Here is an 8,495-nt window from a genome sequence, read left to right as displayed (position 1 = left end):
GTGGGGTCGCATTATAGGGAGATCCGAAAACAGATCAACCCTTTTTTGAAGAAAACTTGAAATAATGTGCTGTTCGCTGAGTATTTGAGCTAAACGCTCAAAAACACAACTAAACTACCATTATTAATAGGTTCATAGAGCTATTTGAAATGAAAGTTGTGGCAACTACTAACGGGTAGAGACACATTTCGATCATCGATGCGGAAAAACAATCAATAGAGCAAGAGTCGTATTGCTACAAATCATTTAAATTAATCAAAAGCTGATAATTGAATTGATCAGCCTATGTTTAATAATAGTTTTACATATTATAGGAGGAAGTTTACTTAGGCCGTAATGGTTAACTTTACTCTGAGGTTCTTAGTGCCGGTATATTGATAAGAGTGCGCACGTTATATCTTTTAATCAGCTGTATAAGTAGAAACTTCGTTAGGGATTGCTCTAATTGTAGCTCAATTCGCGGCGGTATTATTAATAGCTGTAAATCACAATATATAGTGGAAATGATCTTTAACTAGAATCTGATAGGCTATTTTGAATGAATGGTAAATAAAGAGTAATTAGGTAGAGCTATTAAAGCAGCTGTCAAAACAACTTATCAATTCAGAATCTATGAGTCAGTGCCCATAATAGAAGGTAATTACTGGTTCATATTGTTTGGCAAATTTTAGGCAAGAAAAAGCCGAGCATAGGCTCGGCTTTTAGGTTTCTTTAAGACTTACTCTGCAGACTGTGCGTCTTCTTGAACTGCTTCGCTAGTCGCTGGGCGACCAACTAGTTCAATATAAGCCATTGGTGCATTATCACCAGTACGGAAGCCACACTTAAGAATACGAGTGTAACCACCTGGACGATCCGCGTTACGTGGACCGATTTCACTGAATAATTTACCAACAACTTCATTATCACGCGTGCGAGCAAACGCTAAACGGCGATTTGCTACACTGTCAGTCTTAGCCAGTGTGATTAAAGGTTCAATTACACGACGTAACTCTTTCGCTTTAGGCAAAGTAGTTTTGATGATTTCATGTTTCACCAAAGAACCTGCCATATTGCTAAACATCGCTTTACGATGGCTACTGTTACGGTTTAATTGACGACCACTCTTACGATGGCGCATGACCCTATCCTTCTAACTAAACTAATATAGTGATTTAGATTATTCAGCTAAACTTGCAGGTGGCCAATTTTCTAGGCGCATGCCCAGAGAAAGTCCACGTGAAGCTAGCACGTCTTTAATTTCAGTTAGAGACTTCTTACCTAAATTAGGCGTTTTAAGAAGCTCAACTTCAGTGCGCTGAACTAAATCACCGATATATTGAATTTGCTCGGCTTTCAAACAATTTGCTGAGCGTACTGTTAATTCAAGATCATCAACTGGACGAAGTAGAATAGGATCGAATTCTGGCTTCTCTTCTTTCTCTTCTGGCTCAGTTACATCACGTAAATCTACGAATGCATCTAATTGCTCAGCTAAGATAGTAGACGCACGGCGGATCGCTTCTTCTGGATCTAAAGTGCCGTTTGTTTCCATATCAATGATTAACTTGTCTAAATCTGTACGTTGCTCAACTCGAGCTGATTCAACCGAGTACGCAATACGTTCAACTGGGCTAAATGATGCATCAAGCAACAATCTACCAATTGGACGCTCATCGTCATCAGAGGATAAACGACTAGATGCCGGCACATAACCACGACCGCGTTCAACACGAATACGCATGCTGATCTCGCTGTTATTTGTAGTTAAATTACAAATAACGTGATCTGGATTAGCAATTGTTACATCGCCATCGTGCTGAATATCAGCCGCAGTAACAGGGCCTACACCAGATTTAGTCAGGGTCAGAAAAACTTCATCTTTGCCTTCTAACGTTACTGCTAAACCCTTAAGGTTTAATAGTATTTCAATGATGTCTTCTTGAACGCCTTCTTTCGCGCTGTACTCATGTAAAACACCGTCGATTTCAACTTCAGTTACTGCACATCCAGGCATAGATGAAAGTAATATACGGCGTAAAGCATTACCCAGAGTATGACCAAAGCCACGCTCTAATGGTTCTAAAACTATTTTAGAACGCGTTGGGTTGATAGCGTCGATGTCGACTAACCTTGGTTTTAGAAATTCTGTAACAGAACCCTGCATGTTATCCTCTCTTAACTCTTAACTTTACTTAGAGTAAAGTTCGACGATTAGTTGTTCATTAATGTCCGCAGACAAATCTGAACGCTCAGGTAGGCGCTTGAAGCTGCCTTCCAGTTTCTTACCGTCAACTTCAACCCAAGTCGGCTTTTCACGTTGCTCAGCCAACTCTAGAGCAGCGATGATACGTGCTTGTGTCTTAGACTTCTCACGGATTACAACAGTATCTTCTGGAGTAATTACGTATGAAGGAATGTTCACAACACGACCATTAACTAGAATCGCTTTATGGCTTACTAACTGGCGTGCTTCAGCACGTGTGCTAGCAAAACCCATGCGATATACAACATTGTCTAAACGTTGCTCTAAAAGCTGTAACAAGTTTTCACCTGTGTTGCCTTTAAGGCGAGCAGCTTCTTTGTAGTAGTTACGGAATTGCTTTTCTAGTACACCGTAGATACGACGTACTTTTTGCTTTTCACGTAATTGTAAACCGTAATCAGATAAGCGACCTTTACGAGCGCCGTGCTGACCAGGTGCAGTCTCAAGTTTACACTTAGAGTCGATAGCTCTTACGCCGCTCTTAAGGAACAGGTCAGTACCTTCACGACGACTCAGCTTGAGCTTAGGGCCCAAATATCTTGCCATGTTATTTCTCCTAACCTATTGTTAAACGCGACGTTTCTTCGGTGGACGACAACCATTATGTGGTATTGGCGTCACGTCAGTTATGTTGGTAATACGGTAACCAGCAGCATTCAAAGCACGTACAGCAGATTCACGACCTGGACCTGGACCTTTGATGAAAACTTCTAGATTTTTTAAACCGTATTCTTGAGCAGCAGTACCTGCACGCTCTGCAGCAACTTGAGCAGCAAATGGTGTAGATTTACGTGAACCACGGAAACCTGAACCACCGGCAGTAGCCCATGATAGTGCATTACCTTGACGGTCGGTAATCGTTACAATAGTGTTGTTGAAAGACGCATGAACATGAGCCATACCATCAGCAACTTGTTTTTTAACCTTTTTACGACGAATTGGTGTCTTAGCCATAATACTATCCCCTTATCGCTTAATAGGCTTACGAGGACCCTTGCGGGTGCGCGCGTTAGTCTTAGTTCTTTGACCACGTAGTGGTAAAGAGCGACGGTGACGTAGGCCACGATAACAACCAAGGTCCATAAGGCGCTTGATATTTAAAGTAACTTCACGACGAAGATCACCTTCAACAGTGTACTTGCCAACTGCATCACGCAGTACGTCAAGAATTTCGTCTGAAAGTTCACCGATTTTTGTGGTTTCGGCGATACCAGTCGCTACTAAGATAGCCTTAGAGCGAGTCTTACCTATGCCATAAATAGCTGTTAAACCAATAACTGCATGTTTATGATCAGGGACGTTAATGCCAGCAATACGGGCCACTAACACATCTCCTATATTCGAATTTGGTAATCATCTGTTTGAAAAGCCCGTAAGGATACTCAAACGAAGACCAAATTACTACTAAAAACACAGGCCGAGAAAACTCAGCCTGCACGCTGTTTACTTAACCTTGCCTTTGCTTATGCTTAGGCTCACTGCAAATTACGCGTACTACACCAGCACGTTTAATAACTTTACAGTTACGGCATATTTTCTTAACGGAAGCACGTACTTTCATTGCTCAACTCCGTAAACTGACCTTATCGACCGTAGCCTTTAAGGTTCGCTTTTTTCAGCACAGAATCATACTGATGAGACATCAGGTGAGTCTGTACTTGTGCCATAAAGTCCATGATCACTACAACGATAATCAAAACTGATGTACCGCCGAAGTAGAATGGCGTTTGCCACGCCATCGTCATGAATTCAGGCACCAGACAGATAAAGGTTATATACAAAGCACCTGCCAATGTCAGGCGTGTCATCACTTTATCAATGTATTTAGATGTCTGCTCACCTGGACGAATACCTGGGATAAATGCGCCAGATTTCTTAAGGTTATCTGCTGTTTCACGTGGGTTAAAAACCAACGCTGTGTAGAAAAAGCAGAAGAAGATAATAGCCGCAGCTAAAACAAGTGAGTACAACGGTTGACCTGGGGTCAACGTAGTAGCAACAGCTTGTAATACATCAGCGACTGGACCTTCACCTTGGCCGAACCAGCTAGCAATTGTACCAGGGAACAGAATTATACTGCTAGCGAAGATTGGTGGAATAACACCCGCCATATTTACTTTTAGTGGTAAATGCGTGCTTTGAGCAGCAAATACTTGACGACCTTGTTGGCGTTTAGCGTAGTTAACAACAATACGACGTTGTCCACGTTCGAAAAACACTACAAGATAAGTAACAGCGAATACGATTACCGCAACCATCAACAGTACAAAAACATTCAAATCACCTTGGCGCGCCATTTCGACTGTCGAACCAATAGCAGACGGCAAGTTAGCTACAATACCAACAAATATTAGAACAGAGATACCGTTACCGATACCGCGCTCTGTTATTTGTTCACCCAACCACATAAGGAACATAGTACCAGTTACTAAACTCACCACTGCGGTGAAATAGAAACCCATACCAGGGTTAACAACTAACCCCTCCATCATGCCCGGTAAGCTAGAAGCAATACCGATTGATTGAATAGTAGCTAGCACAAGCGTGCCATAGCGTGTGTACTGGCTAATTTTTTTACGCCCTTGCTCACCTTCTTTCTTAAGCTCTATAAACGGAGGATACATATGCGTTAATAGTTGCGTAATAATCGAAGCCGAGATATACGGCATAATACCCAGTGCTAACACTGAAGCTCGCTCAAGTGCACCACCACTGAACATGTTGAACATCTCAACAATGGTGCCCTTTTGTTGCTCGAAGAAATCGGCAAGTACAGCGGCGTCAATCCCAGGGATCGGCACAAATGAACCTAGACGGTAAATTATGATAGCACCCAATACGAAGAGTAATCGGCGCTTCAATTCCGAAAGTCCACCTTGTGCACTTTTTGTATCTTGACCTGGTTTAGCCATTAGTACTTCCTTAGTCTTCTACCTTGCCTCCGGCAGCTTCAATAGCTTCGCGAGCACCTTTAGAGGCTTTAAGGCCTTTAACGGTAACAGCGCGTGAAACTTCGCCAGATTTAACAACTTTAACGAAAAGAACGTTCTTTTTAACTAGACCAGCTGCTTGTAACGCGCTTAGGTCTACCACATCGCCTTCTACTTTAGCGATTTCAAAAAGGTTTATTTCTGCAGATACTAAAGATTTGCGAGAAGTAAAACCAAATTTAGGTAGACGACGTTGCATAGGCATTTGACCGCCTTCAAAACCAACGCGTACTTTGCCGCCAGAACGTGATTTTTGACCTTTGTGACCACGGCCGCCAGTCTTACCTAGACCAGAACCGATACCACGACCAACACGTTTTGGAGCAGTTTTTGAACCTGCAGCAGGTGAAAGTGTATTCAAATGCATCGAATTAACCCTCTACCTTAACCATGTAAGAAACCTTGTTTATCATACCACGTACACATGCTGTGTCTTCTAACTCAACAGTGTGGTTGATACGACGTAAACCAAGACCGCGTAATGTAGCTTTATGTTTCGGTAAACGACCGATAGAGCTTTTTACTTGTGTTACTTTTACAGTTTGATTTGCCATGGTTACCCCAGTATTTCGTCTACGCGAAGGCCACGTTTAGCAGCGATTGACTGTGGAGAATTCATATTCTCAAGAGCCGAAATCGTTGCACGTACCACGTTGATCGGGTTAGTAGAACCGTAACATTTAGAAAGTACGTTCTGCACACCAGTAACTTCTAGTACTGCACGCATAGCACCACCTGCAATGATACCAGTACCTTCAGATGCTGGTTTCATGAACACTAGTGAGCCAGCATGACGTCCCTTAACAGGATGCTGTAATGTGTTGCCATTTAGGTCTACGTTGATCATGTTACGACGTGCTTTTTCCATTGCTTTTTGAATAGCAGCTGGAACTTCACGTGCTTTACCATAACCGAAACCTACTTTACCTGCGCCATCACCAACTACAGTTAGTGCAGTAAAGCTAAAGATACGACCACCTTTAACTACTTTAGACACACGGTTCACCGCGATTAGCTTTTCAGCTAGATCAGGCTGTTGTTGCTTTGCTTCTACGTTAGCCATAGTCTACTCCTAGAATTGCAAACCGGCTTCACGCGCAGCATCAGCTAGCGCCTTCACACGGCCGTGATATTTAAAGCCACTGCGATCAAAAGCAATCTTTTCGATGCCTTTGTCAGCCGCACGTTCAGCAACCGCTTTGCCAACTGCTTGCGCAGCTTCAACGTTACCGGTGCCTTTAACTGTTTCGCTAATAGCCTTTTCAACAGTAGAAGCAGCAGCCAGTACATTACCCTCAGCATTTACTACTTGAGCGTATATGTGACGTGGCGTGCGGTGGATAACAAGACGCGTTGTGCCTTGTTCAATATAATTTCTACGAGTGCGTTTAGCACGACGTAGACGAGCTGTTTTTTTATCCATCGTCTTACCTTACTTCTTCTTAGCCTCTTTACGGCGTACATTCTCATCTGAATAACGAACACCCTTACCTTTATAAGGCTCAGGTTTACGGTATGCACGAATGTTAGCAGCTGTTTGACCAACTAACTGCTTATCTACGCCCTTAACTAGAACTTCTGTTTGGCTTGGAGTTTCAATCGTAATTCCTTCAGGAACTGCGAAATTAACTGGGTGTGAGAAGCCAAGAGTTAAATCTAATGTTTTACCCTTAGCTGCAGCACGGTAACCCACGCCTACTAACTGAAGTTTCTTCTCGTAACCTTCATGCGTACCAACAACCATGTTGTTGATTAGAGCGCGAGCAGTACCTGCTTGAGCCCATGCATTAGCTACGCCATCACGAGGTAAAGTAGTAATAACGTTGTCATTAACTTGTACTTCAACAGCGTTGTTGATAGTACGAGTAAGTTCACCGTTTTTGCCTTTAACTGTGATTTCCTGGCCTTTTAATGTAACTTCTACACCGGCAGGAACAGTAATTGGTGCCTTTGCTATGCGAGACATAGTTCCCCTCCGATTAAGCTACAAAACCAATGATTTCACCACCAACACCAGCACTACGTGCTGTGCGGTCTGTCATTAGGCCTTTAGAAGTTGATACGATAGCGATACCAAGACCACCCATTACCTTAGGTAATTGGTCACGTTTCTTATAGATACGTAGACCAGGGCGACTTACACGCTGGATATTTTCAATTACAGCTTTGCCTTCGAAGTACTTCAACTCGATAGAAAGCTCAGGTTTAGTTTCACCGTTAACGGCGAAATCTACGATATAACCTTCGTCTTTTAGTACTTTAGCTAATGCTACTTTCAGCTTTGAAGTTGGCATCGTTACAGATACTTTCTTCGCTGATTGACCGTTACGAATTCGTGTAAACAAATCCGCGATAGGATCTTGCAAGCTCATAGTCTTACTCCCATGATTCTATTACCAGCTAGCCTTTTTAAGGCCAGGAATTTCACCGCGCATAGCTGCTTCGCGAACTTTAATACGGCTCATGCCGAATTTGCGAAGGAAACCATGTGGGCGGCCCGTAATGTTACAACGATTACGTTGACGTGCAGGGCTAGAATCACGAGGTAAAGCTTGTAGCTTAAGTACCGCGTCCCAACGATCATCTTCAGATGTATTAACATCACTGATGATAGCTTTTAGTGCCGCGCGCTTTTCAGCGAACTGAGCAACTAGTTTTGTGCGCTTTGCTTCGCGCGCTTTCATAGAATTCTTTGCCATAACCCTACCCTTATTTCTTAAATGGGAAGTTAAACGCTTCTAACAACGCACGGCCTTCCTCATCAGATTTCGCAGAAGTAGTGATAGTAATATCCATACCGCGTACACGGTCTACTTTATCGTAATCGATTTCTGGGAAGATGATTTGTTCACGTACGCCCATGCTGTAGTTGCCACGTCCATCAAAAGACTTAGCACTTACGCCACGGAAGTCACGAATACGTGGGATAGCGATTGATACCAAACGCTCAAAAAAGTCCCACATACGCTCGCCGCGTAGGGTTACTTTACAACCAATCGGGTAACCTTCACGCACTTTGAAGCCAGCAACAGATTTGCGTGCTTTAGTGATTAGAGGTTTCTGACCAGAGATTGCTGCTAGATCCGCTACTGCGTTATCTAAAATCTTCTTGTCAGCTAGGGCTTCGCCCACGCCCATATTCAATGTGATCTTTTCGATCTGAGGGACTTGCATGACAGAGCTGAAACCAAACTTCTCTTGAAGTTCCGCAACTACTTTGTCTTTATATACTTCATGCAGTTTCGCCATCATTCTACTCC

15 protein-coding genes are annotated in these 8,495 nt (G+C 43.0%); all 15 read right to left on the bottom strand.

The window, feature by feature from the left end; translation table 11 throughout:
- Positions 1 to 718 precede the first annotated feature (718 nt).
- Positions 719 to 1,120, bottom strand: coding sequence for a 50S ribosomal protein L17 (gene rplQ, locus I6E85_RS17205; protein WP_002959450.1), 402 nt, complete (start codon positions 1,118 to 1,120; stop codon positions 719 to 721).
- Positions 1,121 to 1,159: 39 nt separating this feature from the next.
- Positions 1,160 to 2,146, bottom strand: a complete 987-nt coding sequence (rpoA, locus tag I6E85_RS17200) for a DNA-directed RNA polymerase subunit alpha (RefSeq protein ID WP_002959452.1) — start codon at positions 2,144 to 2,146, stop codon at positions 1,160 to 1,162.
- 24 nt (positions 2,147 to 2,170) lie between these two features.
- Positions 2,171 to 2,791 (bottom strand): 30S ribosomal protein S4, encoded by a 621-nt coding sequence (gene rpsD / locus I6E85_RS17195; RefSeq protein ID WP_002959461.1) that lies wholly within the window; start codon positions 2,789 to 2,791, stop codon positions 2,171 to 2,173.
- Positions 2,792 to 2,812: 21 nt separating this feature from the next.
- Positions 2,813 to 3,199: a 30S ribosomal protein S11 gene (gene rpsK / locus I6E85_RS17190; RefSeq protein ID WP_002959471.1), complete on the bottom strand. Its 387-nt coding sequence runs from the start codon at positions 3,197 to 3,199 to the stop codon at positions 2,813 to 2,815.
- 12 nt (positions 3,200 to 3,211) lie between these two features.
- Positions 3,212 to 3,568, bottom strand: a complete 357-nt coding sequence (rpsM, locus tag I6E85_RS17185; RefSeq protein WP_007584664.1) for a 30S ribosomal protein S13 — start codon at positions 3,566 to 3,568, stop codon at positions 3,212 to 3,214.
- Positions 3,569 to 3,692: 124 nt separating this feature from the next.
- Positions 3,693 to 3,806, bottom strand: coding sequence for a 50S ribosomal protein L36 (gene rpmJ / locus I6E85_RS17180; protein WP_002959476.1), 114 nt, complete (start codon positions 3,804 to 3,806; stop codon positions 3,693 to 3,695).
- 22 nt (positions 3,807 to 3,828) lie between these two features.
- Entirely contained in the window at positions 3,829 to 5,157 is a 1,329-nt protein-coding gene (gene secY / locus I6E85_RS17175; protein ID WP_007584663.1) for a preprotein translocase subunit SecY, read from the bottom strand.
- Positions 5,158 to 5,167: 10 nt separating this feature from the next.
- Positions 5,168 to 5,602, bottom strand: a complete 435-nt coding sequence (gene rplO, locus I6E85_RS17170; RefSeq protein ID WP_002959480.1) for a 50S ribosomal protein L15 — start codon at positions 5,600 to 5,602, stop codon at positions 5,168 to 5,170.
- Positions 5,603 to 5,606: 4 nt separating this feature from the next.
- Positions 5,607 to 5,789 carry a 50S ribosomal protein L30 gene (rpmD, locus tag I6E85_RS17165; RefSeq protein ID WP_002959482.1) on the bottom strand — a complete coding sequence of 61 codons (183 nt, stop codon included), beginning with the start codon at positions 5,787 to 5,789 and terminating at the stop codon, positions 5,607 to 5,609.
- A gap of 2 nt (positions 5,790 to 5,791) precedes the next feature.
- Positions 5,792 to 6,298, bottom strand: coding sequence for a 30S ribosomal protein S5 (rpsE, locus tag I6E85_RS17160; RefSeq protein ID WP_002959485.1), 507 nt, complete (start codon positions 6,296 to 6,298; stop codon positions 5,792 to 5,794).
- A gap of 9 nt (positions 6,299 to 6,307) precedes the next feature.
- The gene (gene rplR, locus I6E85_RS17155; RefSeq protein WP_002959486.1) at positions 6,308 to 6,658 is read right to left on the bottom strand and encodes a 50S ribosomal protein L18; all 351 of its coding nucleotides are present in this window, start codon (positions 6,656 to 6,658) and stop codon (positions 6,308 to 6,310) included.
- A gap of 9 nt (positions 6,659 to 6,667) precedes the next feature.
- Positions 6,668 to 7,201 carry a 50S ribosomal protein L6 gene (gene rplF / locus I6E85_RS17150; protein ID WP_002959488.1) on the bottom strand — a complete coding sequence of 178 codons (534 nt, stop codon included), beginning with the start codon at positions 7,199 to 7,201 and terminating at the stop codon, positions 6,668 to 6,670.
- Positions 7,202 to 7,214: 13 nt separating this feature from the next.
- A complete protein-coding gene (rpsH, locus tag I6E85_RS17145) occupies positions 7,215 to 7,607 on the bottom strand; it encodes a 30S ribosomal protein S8 (protein ID WP_007584660.1) in 393 nt (130 codons plus the stop codon).
- 21 nt (positions 7,608 to 7,628) lie between these two features.
- Entirely contained in the window at positions 7,629 to 7,934 is a 306-nt protein-coding gene (gene rpsN / locus I6E85_RS17140) for a 30S ribosomal protein S14 (protein ID WP_010554914.1), read from the bottom strand.
- A 10-nt stretch (positions 7,935 to 7,944) separates the two neighbouring features.
- Positions 7,945 to 8,484 carry a 50S ribosomal protein L5 gene (rplE, locus tag I6E85_RS17135; RefSeq protein ID WP_010554915.1) on the bottom strand — a complete coding sequence of 180 codons (540 nt, stop codon included), beginning with the start codon at positions 8,482 to 8,484 and terminating at the stop codon, positions 7,945 to 7,947.
- Positions 8,485 to 8,495: the final 11 nt, after the last annotated feature.

This window comes from Pseudoalteromonas sp. NZS71 (assembly GCF_015864715.1).
GTDB lineage: Bacteria > Pseudomonadota > Gammaproteobacteria > Enterobacterales > Alteromonadaceae > Pseudoalteromonas > Pseudoalteromonas arctica.
Note: the sequence above shows the minus strand (reverse complement) of the source record. Positions and strands in the feature narration are given on the sequence as shown.

What these genes read in the sequence shown, in the direction of transcription:
- rpsH (WP_007584660.1), bottom strand. Translation starts at nt 7,607, where the DNA reads ATGAGCTTGCAAGATCCTATCGCGGATTTGTTTACACGAATTCGTAAC.
- rpsK (WP_002959471.1), bottom strand. Translation starts at nt 3,199, where the DNA reads ATGGCTAAGACACCAATTCGTCGTAAAAAGGTTAAAAAACAAGTTGCT.
- rplR (WP_002959486.1), bottom strand. Translation starts at nt 6,658, where the DNA reads ATGGATAAAAAAACAGCTCGTCTACGTCGTGCTAAACGCACTCGTAGA.
- rpsN (WP_010554914.1), bottom strand. Translation starts at nt 7,934, where the DNA reads ATGGCAAAGAATTCTATGAAAGCGCGCGAAGCAAAGCGCACAAAACTA.
- rpoA (WP_002959452.1), bottom strand. Translation starts at nt 2,146, where the DNA reads ATGCAGGGTTCTGTTACAGAATTTCTAAAACCAAGGTTAGTCGACATC.
- rplO (WP_002959480.1), bottom strand. Translation starts at nt 5,602, where the DNA reads ATGCATTTGAATACACTTTCACCTGCTGCAGGTTCAAAAACTGCTCCA.
- rplE (WP_010554915.1), bottom strand. Translation starts at nt 8,484, where the DNA reads ATGGCGAAACTGCATGAAGTATATAAAGACAAAGTAGTTGCGGAACTT.
- rpsD (WP_002959461.1), bottom strand. Translation starts at nt 2,791, where the DNA reads ATGGCAAGATATTTGGGCCCTAAGCTCAAGCTGAGTCGTCGTGAAGGT.
- rpsE (WP_002959485.1), bottom strand. Translation starts at nt 6,298, where the DNA reads ATGGCTAACGTAGAAGCAAAGCAACAACAGCCTGATCTAGCTGAAAAG.
- rplF (WP_002959488.1), bottom strand. Translation starts at nt 7,201, where the DNA reads ATGTCTCGCATAGCAAAGGCACCAATTACTGTTCCTGCCGGTGTAGAA.
- rpmJ (WP_002959476.1), bottom strand. Translation starts at nt 3,806, where the DNA reads ATGAAAGTACGTGCTTCCGTTAAGAAAATATGCCGTAACTGTAAAGTT.
- secY (WP_007584663.1), bottom strand. Translation starts at nt 5,157, where the DNA reads ATGGCTAAACCAGGTCAAGATACAAAAAGTGCACAAGGTGGACTTTCG.
- rpmD (WP_002959482.1), bottom strand. Translation starts at nt 5,789, where the DNA reads ATGGCAAATCAAACTGTAAAAGTAACACAAGTAAAAAGCTCTATCGGT.
- rplQ (WP_002959450.1), bottom strand. Translation starts at nt 1,120, where the DNA reads ATGCGCCATCGTAAGAGTGGTCGTCAATTAAACCGTAACAGTAGCCAT.